The sequence below is a fragment of the Streptomyces kronopolitis genome, assembly GCF_014646275.1.
GTDB classification, from domain to species: Bacteria; Actinomycetota; Actinomycetes; order Streptomycetales; family Streptomycetaceae; genus Streptomyces; species Streptomyces kronopolitis.
This window is the reverse complement of record NZ_BMND01000028.1, coordinates 51,881-70,872: the sequence shown is the minus strand read 5'-3', so window position 1 is coordinate 70,872 and position 18,992 is coordinate 51,881. Positions and strand designations below refer to the sequence as shown.

General features: G+C 72.7%; 15 protein-coding genes. 11 read left to right on the top strand and 4 right to left on the bottom strand.

The genetic code is table 11. From position 1 onward, the window contains the following. Positions 1-84 precede the first annotated feature (84 nt). Together IEY78_RS25475 and IEY78_RS25470 are read left to right on the top strand one after the other, a co-directional pair. Positions 85-918 (top strand): PP2C family protein-serine/threonine phosphatase, encoded by an 834-nt coding sequence (locus tag IEY78_RS25475; RefSeq protein WP_189102076.1) that lies wholly within the window; start codon positions 85-87, stop codon positions 916-918. Between the two features lie 63 nt (positions 919-981). Further along, positions 982-1,965: an MASE1 domain-containing protein gene (locus IEY78_RS25470; RefSeq protein WP_189102074.1), complete on the top strand. Its 984-nt coding sequence runs from the start codon at positions 982-984 to the stop codon at positions 1,963-1,965. Between the two features lie 24 nt (positions 1,966-1,989). Here IEY78_RS25470 and IEY78_RS25465 read toward each other — a convergent pair whose 3' ends face one another. Continuing rightward, entirely contained in the window at positions 1,990-3,051 is a 1,062-nt protein-coding gene (locus IEY78_RS25465; RefSeq protein ID WP_189102072.1) for an ATP-dependent DNA ligase, read from the bottom strand. 102 nt (positions 3,052-3,153) lie between these two features. Here IEY78_RS25465 and ligD point away from each other — a divergent pair, with 102 nt between their 5' ends. The 4 genes from ligD (at position 3,154) to IEY78_RS25445 (ending at position 7,617) form a co-directional block, all read left to right on the top strand. After that, the gene (ligD, locus tag IEY78_RS25460) at positions 3,154-4,167 is read left to right on the top strand and encodes a non-homologous end-joining DNA ligase (protein ID WP_189102070.1); all 1,014 of its coding nucleotides are present in this window, start codon (positions 3,154-3,156) and stop codon (positions 4,165-4,167) included. 167 nt (positions 4,168-4,334) lie between these two features. Further along, on the top strand, positions 4,335-5,954 hold the full coding sequence (locus IEY78_RS25455; RefSeq protein WP_373294241.1) for an MFS transporter: 1,620 nt from the start codon (positions 4,335-4,337) through the stop codon (positions 5,952-5,954). After that, the gene (locus IEY78_RS25450) at positions 5,951-7,177 is read left to right on the top strand and encodes a PP2C family protein-serine/threonine phosphatase (protein WP_189102067.1); all 1,227 of its coding nucleotides are present in this window, start codon (positions 5,951-5,953) and stop codon (positions 7,175-7,177) included. Before IEY78_RS25455 ends, IEY78_RS25450 begins: the two co-directional genes overlap by 4 nt. A gap of 155 nt (positions 7,178-7,332) precedes the next feature. After that, positions 7,333-7,617, top strand: coding sequence for a hypothetical protein (locus IEY78_RS25445; protein ID WP_189102065.1), 285 nt, complete (start codon positions 7,333-7,335; stop codon positions 7,615-7,617). A gap of 58 nt (positions 7,618-7,675) precedes the next feature. Here the strand turns inward: IEY78_RS25445 and IEY78_RS25440 are convergent, their stop codons facing one another. Beyond that, the gene (locus IEY78_RS25440) at positions 7,676-9,226 is read right to left on the bottom strand and encodes an AMP-binding protein (RefSeq protein WP_189102063.1); all 1,551 of its coding nucleotides are present in this window, start codon (positions 9,224-9,226) and stop codon (positions 7,676-7,678) included. A gap of 423 nt (positions 9,227-9,649) precedes the next feature. Between IEY78_RS25440 and IEY78_RS25435 the strand changes: the two genes are divergently transcribed. Further along, a complete protein-coding gene (locus tag IEY78_RS25435) occupies positions 9,650-11,734 on the top strand; it encodes a SpoIIE family protein phosphatase (RefSeq protein ID WP_189102061.1) in 2,085 nt (694 codons plus the stop codon). A 313-nt stretch (positions 11,735-12,047) separates the two neighbouring features. Next, the gene (locus IEY78_RS25430) at positions 12,048-13,502 is read left to right on the top strand and encodes an APC family permease (RefSeq protein ID WP_229700167.1); all 1,455 of its coding nucleotides are present in this window, start codon (positions 12,048-12,050) and stop codon (positions 13,500-13,502) included. 57 nt (positions 13,503-13,559) lie between these two features. On the opposite strand, the gene IEY78_RS25425 is transcribed toward IEY78_RS25430, so the two are convergent. Continuing rightward, positions 13,560-13,898, bottom strand: a complete 339-nt coding sequence (locus IEY78_RS25425; RefSeq protein ID WP_189102059.1) for a hypothetical protein — start codon at positions 13,896-13,898, stop codon at positions 13,560-13,562. A gap of 450 nt (positions 13,899-14,348) precedes the next feature. Between IEY78_RS25425 and IEY78_RS25420 the strand changes: the two genes are divergently transcribed. From IEY78_RS25420 to IEY78_RS25410, 3 genes are all read left to right on the top strand, one after another. After that, entirely contained in the window at positions 14,349-17,057 is a 2,709-nt protein-coding gene (locus tag IEY78_RS25420) for a SpoIIE family protein phosphatase (protein WP_189102057.1), read from the top strand. A 49-nt stretch (positions 17,058-17,106) separates the two neighbouring features. Next, on the top strand, positions 17,107-17,502 hold the full coding sequence (locus tag IEY78_RS25415) for an SHOCT domain-containing protein (protein WP_189102055.1): 396 nt from the start codon (positions 17,107-17,109) through the stop codon (positions 17,500-17,502). A gap of 348 nt (positions 17,503-17,850) precedes the next feature. Next, positions 17,851-18,081, top strand: coding sequence for a hypothetical protein (locus tag IEY78_RS25410; protein WP_189102053.1), 231 nt, complete (start codon positions 17,851-17,853; stop codon positions 18,079-18,081). A gap of 71 nt (positions 18,082-18,152) precedes the next feature. On the opposite strand, the gene IEY78_RS25405 is transcribed toward IEY78_RS25410, so the two are convergent. Beyond that, entirely contained in the window at positions 18,153-18,980 is an 828-nt protein-coding gene (locus IEY78_RS25405; protein WP_189102051.1) for an alpha/beta fold hydrolase, read from the bottom strand. Positions 18,981-18,992: the final 12 nt, after the last annotated feature.

Genomic DNA, 18,992 nt, shown 5'->3' with positions numbered 1-18,992 from the left:
GGCCAGGTCAGACGGCCCACGCGGAGCACCGCACGGAGCGTGGCCCCGCGGCGGCTCCTGCACCGACGCACCTTGGAGCGATCCATGCTGCGGCGTCGTCCCCCGCGGTCCGCGAGCGCCGACGATCTGCTGACCACCCTCGGCCGGCTGACCGCCCAGGCGCGGGAGGGCGCCGAGAAGCAGCGGGCCCGGGTGGAGCTGGCCGAGGCCCTCCAGCACGACATGCTGCCGACCGTCCTGCCCGTGGTACCCGGCCTGCGCGCCGCCGCCACCTACGCCCCCGCCCGGCACGGCCTGGACATCGGGGGCGACTGGTACGACGGCTTCCCGCTGCCCGACGGATCGCTCGCCTTCTGCATCGGCGATGTGCAGGGGCACGATGTCGAGGCGGCCGCCTTCATGGGACAGATCCGCTTCGGGCTGCGCGCCGTCGCCGGCCACGCCGCGGACCCGGGGGAGGTGCTGCGGCGCGCCAACGACCTGCTGCTGTCCGTCGACTGCGGGCTCTTCGCGACCTGCACCTTCGTCCGCTTCGACCCGGTCGCCTGGGAGCTGTCCAGCGCCCGGGCCGGTCATGTGCCGGGCATCTGGGCCACCACCGACGGCCGGCACGGCCTCGCCGACGACCCCGGGGGCCTGCCGCTCGGCATCGTCGCGGGGGAGGACTATCCGGTCACCCGCCGGCGGTTCGCCACGGCGGGCGCGTTCGTGCTGCTCACCGACGGGGTCGTCGAGGGCCCGTCGTTCCCGATAGAGGCCGGACTGGCCCAGGTGACCCGGCTGGTCAGCGCCAACGCCGGCGGCGACCCGGCCACGGTGGCCGACGTGGCGATGAGCGTGGCCGAGTTCACCGGGCACACCGACGACTCCGCGGTGATCGTGCTGCGCTTCGACGCGGCGGCGCCCAGAGCGGGGTGAAGCGCGGGCCGGGCGTGCGTGTCGCGGCCGGGGCCCGGCCGCCGGCGTTGTCTGATGGCCGGTGTGGTGCGCACCGAGGAACTCCGCCGTCTCGCACCGGCAGTCCTGACGATCCTCGTCCTCGCCGGCGTCTACTACGCGTCCGCACGGATCGGCCTGCTGGAGCAGGTGGTGATCGCCGGCGCCCAGGTCACGCCGCTCTGGCCGCCCACCGGCATCGCGCTGGCCAGTCTGCTCCTGCTGGGCCTGCGGACCTGGCCGGGCATCGCGCTCGGCACCTTCCTGGTCGTCGCCTCGATCAGCGAACTCCAGCCCTCCGTCATCGGCATCATGGCGGGCAACACCCTGGCCCCCGTGTGCGCCTGCTGGATGCTGCGCAAGGTGGGCTTTCGCCCCGCGCTCGACCGGCTGCGCGACGGGGTGGCGCTGGTCGCCCTCGGCGCGTTCGCCGGCATGCTGATCAGCGCGACGGTGGGCACCGGCACGCTGCTCCTGAGCGGGGTGCTGCCGGCCGGCGGCTTCTGGAAGACCTGGGCGGCGTGGTGGGTGGGCGACGCGATGGGCGTCCTCGTCGTCACCCCGCTGCTGCTCGCCTGCCGGACGCTCCGCCGGCCCCGGGACGTGCCCGGCTACCGCTGGGCCGAGGCGGCGATCCTGCTGGTCGGCTCGGTCGGGGTCACGTATGTGGCGGTCAGCAGCGAGCTGTCGCTGCTGTTCCTGGTCTTCCCGCTGATCGTGTGGGCGGCGCTGCGCTTCCAGCTGGCGGGCGCGGCCCCGATCGTGCTGCTGGTGTCGGTGCTGGCCATCACGGCGGCGAACGGCCGGCGGGGACCGTTCCAGGGCCAGAGCCTGCTGGAGGCGATGATCAACCTCCAGGCGCTCAACGCGTCCGCGGCGCTCACCGCGCTGCTGCTGTCGGCGATCATCGCCGAGCAGTACAGCGTCCGCCGCAAGATCGAGTACGCCTGCCGGGAGCTCGCGGAGGTCGTCGACCGCCTCGCACCGGGGGAGACCCGGCGCCGCTGGCCCCCGGAGTCCGACCGCTGAGCTGCGGCGGTCCGCCCCGTGCGGTCAGCCCCGCAGCAGCTCCCCCAGGTCGTAGTGCACCGGCTCCTCCAGCTGGGCGTAGGTGCAGCTCTCCGGCGTACGGTCCGGGCGCCAGTGGCGGAACTGGGCGGTGTGCCGGAACCTGTCGCCCTCCATGTGGTCGTAGGCGACCTCGCACACCCGCTCCGGACGCAGCGGCACCCACGACAGGTCCTTGCCGCCGCTCCAGCGGCTGGGCCCGCCCGGCATCCGCCGCGAGGCATGCGCCGCCTCGTCGGCCCACTCGCCCCACGGGTGCCCCGCGACGTCCGCCATCCGCAGCGGCGCCAGCTCCTCGATCAGTGCCTGCCGCCTGGCCATGGGGAACGACGCGCACACCCCGACGTGCTGGAGGTGCCCGGCCTCGTCGTGCAGGCCGAGCAGCAGGGAGCCGACCACCGGACCGCTCTTGTGCAGCCGGTACCCCGCGACCACGCAGTCCGCGGTCCGGGCGTGCTTGATCTTGAACATCGCGCGGTCACCGGGCCGGTACGGCAGATCGAGCGGCTTGGCGACCACCCCGTCCAGCCCCGCGCCCTCGAACTGGGTGAACCAGCGGCGCGCCAGCTCCTGATCCGTGGTGGCGGGCGCGGTGTACACCGGGGCACGGGCCGGGCGCAGCGCCTCGACCAGGGCCTCCCGGCGCGCCGTCTGCGGCTCGTGCATCAGCGTGGCGGAGTCCAGCGCCAGCAGGTCGAAGGCGACGAGCGAGGCGGGCGTCCGCTCGGCGAGCGTACGGACCCGGGAGTCGGCCGGGTGGATGCGCTCCAGCAGCTCCTCGAAGTGCAGCCGGCCGTCATGCGCGATGACGATCTCGCCGTCCAGGACGCAGCGCCGCGGCAGCTCGGCCCGCGCCGCCGCGACCACTTCGGGGAAGTAGCGGGTGAGCGGCTTCGTGGTCCGGCTGGCGATCTCGACCTCGTCGCCGTCACGGAAGACGATGACGCGGAAGCCGTCCCACTTGGCCTCGTACTGCATGCCGGCGGGGATCTTGGTCACCAGCTTCGCGAGCATCGGGGAGACCGGGGGCATCACGGGCAGGTCCATGCCCCGATCCTGACCGCCGATGGCGCTTCGCGCGCGCCGGAGCCGGGCGGCACACCGCTCTCCCGGCGCGCGGCGGCGCGGCACGGAACCTAACGTGGAGTCATGGCCGGAGGCGGAGCTGTCGAGCTGGACGTCGCGGGGCGCACGGTGCGCCTGTCGCACCCCGACAAGACGTATTACCCGGAGCGCGGCTTCACCAAGATGGACGTCGCGCAGTACTACCTCGCCGTCGCCGACGGGGTGCTGCGGGGCCTGCGCGACCGGCCCACCACCATGCAGCGCTTCCCCGACGGCGTGGAGGGCGAGTTCTTCTACCAGAAGCGGGCGCCCAAGGGACTGCCCGACTGGCTGCCCACCGCCCGGATCGCCTTCCCCAGCGGGCGGTTCGCCGACGAGATGTGCCCCACCGAGCCCGCGGCCGTGCTCTGGGCGGCCAATCTGGGGTGTCTGACGTTCCATCCGTGGCCCGTCCGCCGCAACGACACCGAGCACCCCGACGAACTGCGCATCGACCTCGACCCGCAGCCCGGCACCGATTTCGCCGACGCCGCCCGGGTCGCCCACGCGCTGCGCGAGCTGCTGACCGAGCACGGGCTGCGCGGCTGGCCCAAGACATCCGGCGGCCGCGGGGTGCACGTCTATGTGCCGCTGCGTCCCGACTGGACATTCACCGAGGTCCGGCGCGCCGCCATCACCGTGGCCCGGGAGCTGGAGCGCCGGATGCCGGAGCAGGTGACCTCGGCCTGGTGGAAGGAGGAGCGCGGCGAGAAGGTCTTCGTCGACTACAACCAGATGGCCCGGGACCGGACCATCGCCTCCGCCTACTCGCTGCGCGCCCGGCCGCGGGCGACCGTCTCCACCCCGCTGCGCTGGGACGAGCTGTCCGACGCGACGCCCGAGGACTTCGACCTGCGGACCGTGCCCCCGCGGTTCGCGGAACTCGGCGATGTACACGCCGACATGGCCGACCACGCCTTCGGCCTGGAATCCGTCCTGGAGGCCGCGGACCGGCAGGAGCGGGACGAGGGGCTGGGGGACATGCCCTATCCGCCCGACCATCCGAAGATGCCGGGGGAGCCGTCCCGGGTGCAGCCCAGCCGGGCCCGCAAGCGGTGAGCCGCGGCCGGCGCCGGACCGCCTGACCCGGACCGCGTGACCCGAACGGCCGTACCCGACCGCGCCGCCCGCGGGAGCGCACCCGCACCGCCACCCGGGGCGCCGAGGACCGCCCGGCCCCCGCCCCCGGCATGCGCCCGCCCGGCCCGGACGGGAACATGTCGCACGTGGCGCACGACAGGAACGCACCGGAGGCGACAGCCCGGCGCGCGCCGGAGGCCCAGCGGGACGCCGGGACGGGAGCGGCGCACCGGACGCTCTCGCTGGCGGCCGTGCTCTTCGCGGTGTCGATGACCTTCATCGACCAGACGCTGGTGTCCATCGCGGCGCCGCGGATCGCCGAGGACCTGGGCCTCACCCCTGCCGGCATCCGATGGGTCGTCAACGCCTATCTGCTCGCCCTCGCGGCGTGCTGCGCGCTGGGCGGGCGGCTGGCCGAGCTGCTCGGCCACCGCCGCATCATGCTCGTGGGCACGGTGGTCTTCCTCCTCGCCGCCGCGCTGTGCGGCGCCGTGCCGCACGGGGATGCCGCACTGGCCTGGCTGATCGTGTGCCGGGCCGGGCAGGGCGTCGGCGCGGCCCTGATGTTCCCCGCGGCGCTCGCCGTGGTGGGCATGGTCGTGCCCGCCGCGCGCCGCAGGCGGTCCCTGGCCCTGTTCTTCGGGCTGTCCGGCGTGCTGACCGCGATCGGACCGGTCCTCGGCGGCTGGCTCACCACCTGGACCTGGCGGGCCGTCTTCTGGGTCAATGTGCCGGTCGCGCTGGCCGCCGTCGTGCTGACGCTGCTGGCGCACCTCCCCGACGACGCCCGCCGCGGACACCTGGACGGGCGCGGCGCGCTCCTGCTCGCCGCCGGTACGGTCCTGAGCGTGCTGGGCCTCCAGCAGGCCGGCACCTGGGGCTGGGCCGCCCCGGCGACCTGGGCGTGCACCCTCGGCGGGCTGCTGGCGCTGGTGGTCTTCGTCCGCCTCGAACTGCGCACCCGCCACCCGCTGCTCGGCCTGCGGGTGTTCCGGGACCGCGCCTACGTCGCCGATGCCGTCGTGCTCTTCTTCGCGATGGCGGCGTTCGTCCCGGTGTTCTTCTTCGCCTCGGTCTACGCACAGGTCGCCCTCGGCTCGTCGCCGAACGAGGCCGGGCTGTATCTCCTGGTCTTCTTCGCGGGCTTCGGCGTCGCGGCGCAGTTCGGCGGCCGGCTCCTCGACCGGTACGGCGCCCGGACGGCGCTGCGGCTCGGTACCGCGCTGGCCGCCGTGGGCTTCGCACTGTGGGCGCACGAGATGACGGACCTGTCGCTGACCGCCCAGTGGCCCTGGATCGTGCTGGCCGGAGCCGGCATCGGACTGCTGCTCGCGCCCGCCTCGACCGACGCCGCAGGCCGGGCGGCCGGCACGGCCCGCGGCGAGGCCACCGGCGTCACCCGGACCGTCCGCGGTTACGCCGCCGGCCTGGGCCTGGCCGTCCTGGGCACGGTGCTGGCGCACACCACCACCGACCGGATCGTCGAGAGCCTCAAGGACCGCGGGCTGTCCACCGCCACCTCCCGCGAACTGGCCCACGGCCTGACCGGCACGCCGGCGGGCCAGGGCGGCCGCCCGCCGGCCGGCGACGCGGCCTCGCGGCTGCCGCCCGAGGTGCTGGACGCGGTGCGCGGCGACTTCGCCGAGGGCAACCGGGCGGTCTTCTACGCGATGGCCGCCGCGCTGGCCGTGGCCTTCCTCTGCGCCCACCTGCACCCCGGGACCCGGCGCACACCGGCCCCGCCCCCGGGCGCGGGGCGCACATGAGCCGCGTGGAGATCGACTACGCGGCGGTGTTCCAGGCGCTGCCGGGCGGAGTGCTGCTGCTCACCCCGGAGTTGGTGATCGCCGAGGTCAACGAGTCGCTGCTGCAGCGGGCCGGACGGGAACGCGGCCAGCTGGTCGGCCGCTACCTCTTCGACGCGTTCCCCGACAATCCGGACGACCCCGCCGCGACCGGGATACGCAACTTCCGGGCGTCCCTGGAGCGGGTACTGGCCACCGGCCGGTGCGACACCATGGCGCTGCAGCGCTACGACATCGAACCGCCCGGCCGCCCCGGCGTGTTCGAGGAGCGGTATTGGAGCCCGGTCAACGCACCGGTGCTCGGCCCCGACGGACGGGTGCGGCTGATCGTGCACCGGGTCGAGGAGGTCACCGACATCGTCCGGGTCGGCGCCCGCCACCACGGCGGCGACCGGGAGCGGATGGAGGCCGAGCTGTTCGGCCGAGCCCAGGAACTCCAGGAGGTCAACGACCGGCTGCGGCGCTCCCACGACCGGGAGCGGGAGGTGGTGCTGGCCCTCCAGGAGGCGATGCTGCCCGCGCCGCGGCTCGTCGGCCACCACCGGGCCGCGGTGCGCTACCGGCCGGCGGTCGGCGCGCTCAATGTCTGCGGCGACTGGTACGACCTGGCCGAACTGTCCGGCGACCGGATGGCGGTGTCCGTCGGCGATGTGGTCGGCCACGGGCTGGACGCCGCCTGCGTCATGGGCCAGCTGCGCAGCGCGCTGAGCGCCGCCACCCTGGTCACCGAGGGCCCGGCCCGGGCGCTGGAGGTGCTCGGCATCTACGCCCGGTCGGTGGAGGGCGCCGAGTCCACCACCGCGGTGCAGGCGGTCGTCGACTGGCCCACGCACACCCTCGCCTACAGCAGCGCCGGCCATCTGCCGCCGGCTCTGCTGCACCCGGACGGCACGGTGGAGCTGCTGGACGGGGCGACCGACCCGCCGCTGGGCGCGCGCCCCGAGCACGTGGCCCGCCCCGAGGCGGGGGTCGCCTTCGAGGACGGGGCGGTGCTGGTCCTGTACACCGACGGGCTGATCGAGCGCCGCCACGAGGACATCGACGTCGGACTGGGACGGCTGGCGGCGGCGCTCACCCGGCACCGCGGCGCCGGCGCCGAGGAACTGGCCGACGCGCTGCTGGTGGAGCTGCTGCCGCCCGGCGGCGCCACCGACGACGCGGCCCTCGTCGTCCTCCTGCTGTGACCGGCGCGGCGGGTGGGGCGGACGGCCCTGATTCGTTAGCGCGACTGGAGCAATTTCGGGGGCCGTTCGAGTGGCTGTTCGTCGTGTCTGCGGGGTTTTGGGCGGTGCGCGGTACTCATCGACTGTCCGATTTCCTGCCAAACAGGAGAAACGCAATGCGCAAGTTCATAGGTCGCTCCGTGGCTGCTGCGGCGATTGCCGCCGCCACCGTCGTCCCGCTCGCCGGCATCGCCTCTGCCGCCCCCCAGGCCGACCACGGCCGCAACCACCACCGCCAGAACTGCCACCACCGCGGCTTCGACCGCGGCTTCGACGGCGGTCGCCGCGGTGGTTTCGGCCGTGGCGGCTTCGGCAACTTCGGCGGCTTCGGCCGTGGGGGCTTCGGCTTCGGCGGTCTGTTCGGCTTCCCGTTCGGCTTCGGTCTGCTGGGCATTCTCTGACCGGAAGCAGAACAGACGGGCCGTCGTGGCGCTCAGCTGCGGCGGCCCGTCGCTGCGGTCATCCGGCGGTGCCGGACTCCTGCTCGGCCTGCCGGCGCAGTTCCTTCTTGTCCGGCTTCCCGGCGTCGGTCAGCGGCAGCGCCTCGACGAAGGTGAGGCGTGCGGGCTCGTACATCGCGCCGCGCTCGGTCCGCACCATCGCGCCCAGCTCCGCGGCGTCGACGGTGCCGCCCGGCGCCCGGACGACGACGGCGTGCACCCGCTCCATGCGGTCGGCGTCGCGGACCCCGAACACCGCGCTCTGCAGTACCTGCGGGTGCGAGTTCAGCAGGTCCTCCAGCTCCGTGGTGTACACATGGCCGCCGACCACGACGATCATGTCCTTGATCCGGTCGACGATGGTCAGGTACTCCTCCTCGTCGAGGAAGCCGATGTCCCCGGTGTGCAGCCAGCCGTCCCGCAGCACCTCGGCGGTCAGCTCGGGCTGCTTCCAGTACCCCTGCATGATCATGTCGGAGCGGACGCAGACCTCGCCGTGCTCACCGGCGGGCAGGTCGCGGCCGGCCTCGTCGCGGATCGCCACCTCGACCTCCGGCAGCACCTTGCCCGCGGACCGCAGCCGCTCGGGGCGCTCGGGGTCGTGGTCCTCCGGGGTGAGCATGCTGATGCCGCCGGCCTCGTTCTGCCCGTAGCCCTGCATCAGCACCGGGCCGAACATCCGGATCGCGTCGGCTATCCGCGCCGGGGACGCCTGGCAGCCGCCGTACGTCACCATCCGCAGGCTGGAGGTGTCGGTGTGCTGCGCGTCCGGGTGGTCCATCAGCTGGTAGAGCAGCGGCGGCAGCAGGAACAGTTCGGTGATGCGCTCGCGTTCGATGGCGGCGAGCGCGGTCGCCGGGTCGAAGTCGTCGAGCAGGACGACCGTGCCGCCGGCGTGCAGGGTGCTGTCGGCCATCACGCCCGCGGCGTGCGCCAGGGTCGTGCAGACCAGCTGCCGGCGCCCGGACTCCGGCTCCTGCCGGAGCACCCCGTGGAACCAGCGGGCCTGTGTGAAGGTCGTGCAGATGCCCTTGGGGTGGCCGGTGGTGCCGCCGGTGTGGCGGATGGTGCACACGTCGTCGGGCCGGGCCCGGCTGGCGAACGGCTCGTCGGACTCGCCGGCCGCCAGCTCCAGCAGGTCCGCGCCGCCCGTCTTGGCCGGACCGAGCACGAGGACGTCCGGCACCGGCGCCAGCGCGGTGACCTCGGCGGCCCGTTCGGCCAGGCGCGGGTCGACGATCAGGGCGCGGGTCTCGACATCGCGGACGATGTCGGCCTGGGACTCGGCGGAGAGCTTGTTGTAGAGGAAGTTGACCCGGGCGCCGAGCAGATTGGCGGCGTAGCGGGCGGCGAGTGTCTCCGGGAGGTTGCCGCTCAGCAGGGTGACGGTGGTGCCGCGGTCGACGCCGCGGGCGCGCAGGGCGCGGGCCAGGCGGTGGACGAGGGCGCGGAACTCACCCGCGGTGACGCGACGGCCCTGGTGGACCAGGGCCTCGCGCGCCGGGTCGGCACTAAGGACATCGAGGTTCTCCTCCACGTACGTGCGGAAGGTCGGGGCGGTGCTGGGCATGATGTCGGGCTTCCTCCTGACGCCGGCGGGCGCAGCCTGTGCGCCGGTGCGGTCTCGCGGCAGTTGGTTGCTACAGGCAACCAAGGGTTCTCAGCGTAGACCCTGTAGATCAAGAACTCCAAGTCGCAACGGGCGCACACCCGTCCCGTGCGGGGCGCCGGCGGCCCGCACGCCCCTTCGCGCCGCACAACCCGGCCGGAAACCTCGCTGTGAATATCGTCAACACGGTCGCCCACCTGCGAACGGCGTCGGATAATGCTCGCTCGCGCACGGATCGCGGCCGGCCTGCGGATCTCGCTCTCCCTGCAGGTCCGTCCCGTGTCGAGAGATGATGGAGAACAGCGGAAGCACAGTGAGATTCGGCCGATGTACGGAGAGCGCCACGGCTGTCGGTCCGTGATGACCGGCGGAAGGAGTGCCTGGATGGGTGCGACCGACGCGTTCCCCGAAGGTGCGGCCCGGGTAGGGGCCGCAACGGGGCAGCCAGGCGGCCTGCTGGACGTGCTCGGCGTGGCCGCCGTGATGCTGGACGCGGACGGACGGATCACCCTGTGGAGTCCGCAGGCCGAGGCGCTGTTCGGCTGGAGCGCGCAGGAGGCGCTCGGCCGGTCCGCCGCGCAGCTGCTGGTCGGACCGGAGCACTTCGATCTGGTGCTGAACCTCTTCACCGAGGTCATGTCGGGCGGCGAGAGCTGGGCGGGGGTGTTCCCGGTCCAGCTCAAGGACGGCAGCACCCGGCTCGTCGAATTCCGCAACATGCGGCTGCTGGACGAGCGCGGCGAGTCCTACGCCCTGGGCATCGCCACCGACCAGGCCGTGCTGCGGCGGGTGGAGCGCGATCTGGCGCTGTCCGTCCGGCTGGTGGCCCAGTCGCCGATCGGCCTGGCCGTCCTGGATACCTCGCTGCGCTTCGTCATGGTCAACCCCGCGCTGGAGCGCATCAACGAGCTGCCGGCCGACCGGCACATCGGCCACGAGGTCCGCGAGGCGCTCTCCTTCCTGGACACCGACACCATCGTGGCCAGCATGCGCGAGGTCCTCGACACCGGTACGCCGATGCTCGACCAGTTCACCCTCGGGCGTACCGCCTCCGATCCGCACGCCGACAAGGCCTGGTCGGTGTCGTATTACCGCCTGGAGGACGCCCACGGCCGGGTGCTGGGGCTGGCCACCTCGGTCGTGGACGTCACCGAGCAGCACCGGGCCGCCACCGAGGCGGCCCGCGCCCGCAGGCGGCTGGCCGTCATCGCCGACGCCTCCGCCACCGTCGGCACCACCCTCGACGTCGACCAGACCGCGCACGAACTGGCCGACGTCATCGTCCCCGAACTCGCGGACCTGGCCGCCGTCGACGTCCTCGACGCCGTATTGGACGGGCGGCGCCCGACCTCGCTCGCCCGCGGCGGCCCGGCCCGCTTCCGGGCGCTCGCGGTCTCCACGGCCTACTCCACCGAGGCCGCCCGCGCCGCCGACCCCACCGGCCAGATCGCCTCCTACGAGGCCGACCGGCTGATCACCCGCTGTGTGACCGAGGCGCGCCCGGTGCTGGTCTCCCAGGTGGGCGAGGAGGACCTGCCGCACATCGCCGCGGACCCGCAGGGGGCCGCCCTGCTGAAGAAGGCGGGGCTGCACTCCTATCTGGCCGTCCCGCTGATCGCCCGCGGTGAGGTGCTCGGCGCGCTGTCGCTCTACCGCGTGCGCAATCCGGAGCCGTTCGACGAGGACGACGCGGTGCTCGCCGTGGAACTGGCCGCCCGGGCGGCGGTCTGCATCGACAACGCGCGTTCCTACCAGAGCGAACGCCGCACCGCGCTCACCCTCCAGCGCCATCTGATGAACCACCGGCCGACGCAGCCCACGGCCATGCAGATCGCCTACCGCTACCAGCCCGCCCAGGCGGCCAGCGAGGTCGGCGGCGACTGGTTCGACGCGATACCCGTGGCCGGGGACAAGACCGCGCTGGTCGTCGGCGACGTCATGGGCAGCGGCATCAACGCCGCCGCCACCATGGGACAGCTGCGCACCACCGCCCGCGCCCTGGCCGACCTCGACCTCGACCCGGACGAGGTGCTGCGCCACCTCGACCACATCGCCGGCGGCCTCGACCCGGCCTTCGCCACCTGCCTGTACGCCGTGTACGACCCGCACCGCACCGAGTGCCGGGTCTCCGTCGCCGGGCATCTGCCACCGATCGTGCTGCGGCCGGACCGGCCGCCGGAGCTGCTGGACCTGCCCACCGGCGCGCCGCTCGGCGTCGGTGGCGTCCCCTTCGAGCGGACCACGGTCCCGCTGCGCGACGGCGATCAGCTGGTGCTCTACACCGACGGGCTGATCGAGACCCGCGACCAGCCGATTGACGCCCGGCTGGACACCCTGCTGGAGCTGCTGGCGGAGCCCGAGCAGGACCTGGAAGTGCTCTGCGACCGCCTGCTGGCCGCCCTGCGCGACGAGCACGACCACGACGACGTGGCGCTGCTGATCGCCCGGGTGCACACGCACAAGGGGTGACGCGGCGGGCACGGATCCGCCGGGACCGCTACGGATTCGGCGGTGCCCGCGAGCCTCTCCCGCTGCCCCGTCCGGCCGCGATATCCGCTTGGATTCTGTCCCTGGATCGTGGATAAGCGTTCCAAGTGGCGGGCGATGCTGCGGATTTCGTTGTCTCACACCGTTAACGGGGTCTTGACGGGAGTCGTCGGCGGGGGTTGTATTCGGTCACCAAAGCGGAAACGCGGTTGTCCGGGTTCGCGCCGCTTTACGGCGTTCCCCCCACATGCAGCACCCCTCATGCCGCCAGCACCGATGGGATACGGATACCGAGATGCCCTACACGCCTGTTGCCCCCGCAGCGCCTGAGCGGGACACCCGCGCGGTCACCGAGGGGGACACCGCGACCAGCCCCAAACTCACCCGGTCGATCGGTGTGGTCGGCGGCACCCTGCTCACGCTGTCCTGTCTGACCCCGGCGTCCTCGCTCTTCGTGATCGTTCCGGACTCCTTCGCCACCCTGGGCACGGGCACCGCGCTGACCATCGCCGTCGCGGCGCTGCTGTGTGTCGGGGTGGCCTTCACCTACTCCGAACTCGGCACGCTGATACCGAGTTCCGGTGGCGAGTACGCCATGGTCGGCACGCTCATGGGCCGCCTCGCCGGCTGGCTGGTTTTCATACTCTCGCTGATCGTCGTGATGGTCGTGCCGCCCATCATCGCGCTGGGCACCGCCGAGTATCTGGCCCCGATCGTGCATCTCGATCCGCAGTGGACCGCCGCCGCGGTGATGCTGCTGGCCACCGCCATGGGCCTGCTCGATCTGCGCGCCAACGCCTGGATCACCGGCATCTTCCTGGTGCTGGAGGTCGTGGCCAGCGCGGTCGTCGCCTTCCTCGGCTTCACCCACACCCAGCGGCCCGCGTCCGTCCTGGTCCACCCGGTCATCGACGCCGGGAACGGGCACAGCGCCGCGGTCACCGGGGGCCTCATCGTGGCCGGGCTGGCCACCGCGCTCTTCATCCTCCAGGGCTTCTCCACCGCCGTGTACCTGGCCGAGGAGATGGACAACCCCCGCCGCAACGTCTCGCGCACCGTGCTGTGGACCCTCGCCATCGGCGCGGCCGTCGTCCTGATCCCGGTCGTCGCCATCACCCTGGGCGCCCCCGACCTGAAGACCCTCGGCGCAGGTGACGTCGCCGGCATGGTGCAGGAGTGGAGCAACTCGGGCGTCGGCACCTTCGTCAGCCTCTGCATCGCCCTGGCGATCATCAACGCGGCGATCGTGATGGTGATCCAGAACTCCCGGGTGGTCTTCTCCTCGGCGCGCGACGCCGCCTGGCCCACCCCGGTCAACCGCGTCTTCTCGCACGTCGGCCGGCGCTTCGGCTCCCCCTGGGCCGCGACCCTCGCGGTCGGCGTGCCCGGGGCGGCCCTGTGCTTCGTCAACCTGGACACCCTCAGCGAGGTCACCGGCGTGGCCGTCGCCGCGATGTACGTCTTCGTCGCCCTGGGTGCCCTGGTCTCGCGCCGCGGTGAGCACAAGCACCGGCTGGCCTGGCGGATGCCGCTGTGGCCGGCGATCCCGGCGCTGCTGATCGTGGTGCTGGCGTGGGTGCTCTACCAGCAGAGCGTCAAGAGCCTCGCCATCACCGGCGCGATCGTGCTGGCCGCCGCCGGGTACTGGGCCCTCTACCTGCGCCCCCGCCAGGAGACGCACTGGGTGATCTCGGTGCCCGAGGACGAGCAGGCCCCCGCCATGGCGGCGGCCGCCCCGCAGTCCTCATAAGGCCGCACGGCCCCGGAACCCGCCCGCCCGGCGCGCTTGCCCGGGCGGGCCTTCCGCTTACTGCCCGGAGAGCCGGGAGAGCGCGAGCGCGTCCAGCAGAAGGCATACGTGGTCGACGGCGTCCCGGCCGGCGGGGCTGTCGGCCACCGCCGCGTCGTCGAGCAGGCGGGCGGTCCCGTCCAGCAGCGTCAGCAGCCGCTCGTGCAGCCCGGCCGGCGGTTCCGCGTGCGCAAGGGCGGCCCGGATCTGCTCGCTCGTGAGCGGCACACCGGTTTCGAGGAAGCGGTACAGCGACACGGCGGCCCGCCGGTCGGCGTCACTCGGCTTCCACAGCCCGAGCGCGTGGTGGTCGATGAGCGCGGCCGCCTCGGTACGGATCTCCTCGGGAACATGCATGCCCACGAACGTCTCATACCGTCCGGCCCGCCCCCGTCACGGCAGGGGGCATCCCCTTACCACCCCCGGGCCGGATCCGCTCGCCTGGCGAGCGCGGCTGACCAGGCATATCGTGCTTACGCCGGACTCACACGGGCGCCCGGTGCCGATCAGGCAAGCGTCCGGCCCTGTGGGAAGAGTTACATGAACCGCCCGGACCATGGGCGATTTGTTCCCCGAGCCGCGGCGCCTCGCGAGCGCCGTGTATGTCCTCTTCGTCGAAGAGGTTCGCATATGCGTACCAGTAAAACCTACCCGCGAGACTTTCCGCCCTCTGGCGCCCGGCCCCGGATCACGGGACGATCCTCTGACAGCCCGTGAGGCCGCCCGGCAGCAGCGCGGGCGCTCGCTGCTGCTGCGCTCCGCATCGCGCGGCTCGCCCACCGTATGCGGGAGGTGTACAAAGAGGACATGGCCGGACGCTACGGCCGCCCGCGTTCGGTTCTCAGGATGCGAACTGTCGCAGGTCAGGTCTTTCTCCTGCAGGTGGCGATCGTGGTGTTGCTCGTCGCCGCCGCCATCGCGGCCCTCGTGCTGCAATCCAGGGCCGACGGAGACCGCGAGGCCCGCAACCGGTCGGTCGCGGTCGCCGAGGCCTTCGCGAACGCGCCGGGCATCGAGGCGGCCCTGCGGAGCGCCCATCCGACCGCGGTACTGCAGCCGCGGACGGAAGCCGCACGCAAACGCTCCGAGGTCGACTTCATCGTCGTGATGAACACGCAGGGCATCCGCTACACCCACCCCATCCCCAACCGCATCGGCAAGAAGTTCGTAGGCACGATCAAACCGGCGCTGGCCGGCGGGGTGGTCACCGAGCGGATCACCGGCACCATCGGGCCCCTGGTGCAGGCCGTCGTGCCGGTCTTCGGCAGCAACGGCAAGGTCATCGGGCTGGTCTCGGCCGGTATCACCGTCAATCGCGTCAGCGGCGTCGTCGACAACCAGTTCCCGCTGCTCTTCGGCGCCGCGGCCGGCGTCCTCCTCGTGGCCACCGGCGGCACCGCACTGGTCAGCAGGCGCCTGCGGCGTCAGACCCACGGCCTCGGCCCGGCCGAGATGACCCGGATGTACGAACACCACGACGCGGTGCTGCACGCCGTACGCGAGGGTGTGATCATCGTCGGCGGTGACGGCTGCCTGCTGCTGGCCAACGACGAGGCGCGCCGGCTGCTCGACCTGCCGTCCGAGGTCGAGGGGCGGCCGGTCACCGAGCTGGGACTCGACCCCGCCACCGCCCATCTGCTGGCCTCCGGCCGGGTCGTCACCGACGAGGTCCACCCGGTCGGCGACCGGCTGCTGGCCGTCAACCAGCGCTCGACGGACCAGGCCGGGGGACCGCCGGGCAGCGTCACCACGCTGCGCGACACCACCGAGCTGCGGGCGCTCACCGGCCGGGCCGACGTGGCCCGCGGCCGCCTCAAGCTGCTCTACGACGCCGGTACGGAGATCGGCACCACCCTGGACGTGGTGCGCACCTGCGAGGAGCTCGTGGAGTTCGGCTCCACCCGTTTCGCCGACATCGTCACCGTCGACCTGGCCGAGGACGTGCTGATCGGTGAGGAGCCGACCCCGCCCTCCGGCGCGGCCGTGGAGATGCGGCGCACGGCGCTCAGCGGCGCGCCGCCCGAGAGCGGCCTCTACCCCGTCGGCCGGCTGATCCGCTTCGAGCCCGCCACCGCCCTCGGCGCCAGCCTCCTGAGCGGGCAGGCGGCCCTGGAGGCGGATCTGGCGGCGTTCACCGGCTGGCATCTGCAGAGCCCCGACCGGGCCAGAAAGATAGTCCAGCACGGCATCCACTCCAGGATCGCGGTGCCGCTGCGGGCCCGCGGCGTCATCCTGGGCGTGGCCATCTTCTGGCGCTCCAACGTGCCCGAGCCGTTCGAGGACGAGGACCTGTCCGTCGCCGAGGAGCTGGTCGCGCGCGCCGCGGTGAGCATCGACAACGCCCGCCGGTACACCCGCGAGCACACCATGGCCGTCACCCTGCAGCGCAGCCTCCTGCCGCGGGCCCTGCCGGAGCAGAACGCGGTCGAGGCGGCCTACCGCTATCTGCCCGCCCAGGCGGGGCGCGGCGGACTCGGCGGCGTCGGCGGCGACTGGTTCGACATCATCCCGCTGCCCGGCGCCCGGGTGGCGCTGGTCGTCGGGGACGTCGTGGGGCACGGACTGCACGCCGCCGCCACGATGGGCCGGCTGCGCACCGCGGTCCACAACTTCGCCAATCTGGACCTGCCGCCCGACGAGATCCTCTGGCACCTCGACGAACTCGTCACCCGCATCGACCAGGACGAGGGCGCCGAGGGGTCGGTCACCGGCGCCACCTGCCTCTACGCCATCTACGACCCGGCGTCCGGGAACTGCACCATGGCGCGCGCCGGGCACGTCCAGCCCCTGCTGCTGCGGCCGGACGGCACCGCCGAGGTCGCCGACGTGCCCGGCGGCCCGCCCCTCGGGCTCGGCGGGCTGCCGTTCGAGACCTGGCACCGGCAGCTGCCCGAGGCGAGCCGTCTGGTGCTGTTCACCGACGGCCTCGTCGAGGACCGCAACCGCGACCTCGACGAGGGCATGGCCCTGCTGAGCCGCACGCTGGCCGACCATCCCGCGCGGACGCCGGAGGAGACCTGTGAGGCCGCGCTCGGCGTGCTGCTGCCGGAGCGCCCCATCGACGACATCGCCCTGCTCGTGGCCCGCACCCAGGTGCTGGACACCGCGCACGTCGCCGAGTGGGAGGTGCCGCCGGACCCCTCGGCCGTGGCCCACATACGCGCCACGGCGGTCCGCAAGCTGATCGAATGGGGCCTGGCGGACGCGGCGTTCACCGCCGAGCTGATCCTCAGCGAGCTGGTCACCAACTCCATCCGGTACGCGGCCGGCCCCATCGGGGTGCGGCTGATCCGCGACACCGCCCTGATCTGCGAGGTCTCCGACCGCAGCAGTACCTCACCGCATCTGCGGCAGGCCGCCACCACGGACGAGGGCGGCCGCGGCCTCTTCCTCGTCGCCCAATTGGCCGAACGCTGGGGGACCCGCTACACCGCGAGCGGCAAGGTGATCTGGACGGAACAGGCCCTCACCGGCGTCGATCTGGTAGCGCTGGACGTCGACCTCGACGATCCTTGACGTGAGGGACGGATGAGCTCGGGGCTACCGGCGTCACAAGGAGGCCGCGATGGACTACCCGCTGCTCAACGCGTTCTGGACGATGTGCCTGATCTTTCTGTGGATCCTCTGGCTGATCCTGCTCTTCAGGATCATCGGTGACATCTTCCGGAGCCGTGACATCAACAACTGGGCCAAGACGGGCTGGCTCGTCCTGGTGATCGTGCTGCCCTTCCTGGGCGTCTTCATCTACGTGATCGCGCGCGGCCACGGAATGAGCGAGCGGGAGTACGCGCAGGCCGAACGGCAGCAGAAGCAGCTGCAGCACTACCTCCGGGAGACCGCAGGGACCGGTGACGAGACCGCCCGGCACGCGGATTCCCTGGCGAAGCTCGCCGAGCTGAAGAACCACGGGGACATCACCGAGGAGGAGTTCCAGAAGGCCAAGGCGAAGGTACTCGCCTGACCGCCGGGCCCCGCAGGCCGAGTGCCTGCCGCCGGACTGGGCCGAACCGGCGACGGACGGGTCATCCCTTCGGGGCGAGCGGTCCGCGATGAGCGGACGCCCGCCCCGAAGGGGTGCCTGGGGCCGCGTCCGGCCGTGAACAAGCCGTCTGTGCAAGGGCGTTGGGGGTTCCGGTCCTCCGCGTGGGATCGGCGGGCCGGGAGCCGGGGCCGGACACACGCCGGGTAAAAACCAGGCAAGCCGTTACGCCGACTCGCGTAATTCAGGTTGAAGGGGGTTTTGGGAGGTTCTGCGAAGGTGATCACTGAAAAGGTCGATATACCCCTTTGATCCTCCCAAGGAGCAGACATGCGCATTCGCGCCGCGATCGCAGCCAGCGCCCTGGCCACCACCATCGTCATGGGCGGTGCGAGCGCCGCCCTGGCCTGCAACAAGGGCCACCACCACAACAACCACGGCCGCGGTCACGGCCACCACGCCGCCTGCTGGCTCTCGGCGGGCGTCCTGGACCGCGTCGGCCCCGTGTTCAGCGAAGGCTGCGAGCGCAGCGGCTGGGGCTTTGACGGCCGCCGGAGGTAATCAAAGCTGACGGCCGGCGCCGGTTTGTGTGCGCGGCCGTGCGCCGGACCGGCACGGGGCCGGGCCGTCGCTCACCCGTCGAGGAACGCCAGCAGATCGGCGTGGAAGTCGTCCTTGTACGAGCCGACGGCGAACAGGCCGTGCGGCGCACCCGGATAGACCTTCAGCGTGGCGTCCTTCACCAGCTTCGCCGACTTCTGGGCGGAGGCCACGAACGGCACGATCTGATCGTCGTCGCCGTGGATGATCAGGGTGGGGACATCGAACCGCTGGAGGTCCTCGGTGAAGTCGGTCTCCGAGAACTGCCTGACGCAGTCGTACGACGCCTTCAGCCCCACCTGCATGCTCCACAGCCAGAACGCCTCGCGCACGCCCTGGGAGACGGCGGAGCCGTGCCGGTTGGCGCCGTAGAAGGTCTCGCTGAGGTCCTTGTAGAACTGCGACCGGTCACCGGCCACACCCGCGCGGATCCCGTCGAAGATCCCCAGCGGCAGCCCCTCCGGGTTGGCCTCGGTCCTGAGCATCAGCGGCGGCACGGCACCGAGCAGGACCACCTTCGCCACCCGGCCGGTGCCGTGCCGGCCGATGTAGCGGGCCACCTCGCCGCCGCCGGTGGAGTGCCCGACCAGCACCGCCTCCCGCAGGTCCAGCGTGTCCATCAGCCGCGCCAGGTCGTCCGCGTAGGTGTCCATGTCGTTGCCCTGCCAGGGCTGGCCGGAACGGCCGTGGCCGCGGCGGTCATGGGCGACCGCGCGAAAGCCGCGGGAGGCGACGAGATGCAGCTGGTCGTCCCAGGCGTCGGCGTTGAGCGGCCAGCCGTGACTGAACACGACGGGGCGGCCCGTCCCCCAGTCCTTGTAGAAGATCTCCGTGCCGTCGGCCGTCGTGAGGGTGGGCATGGCGTGGTGGTC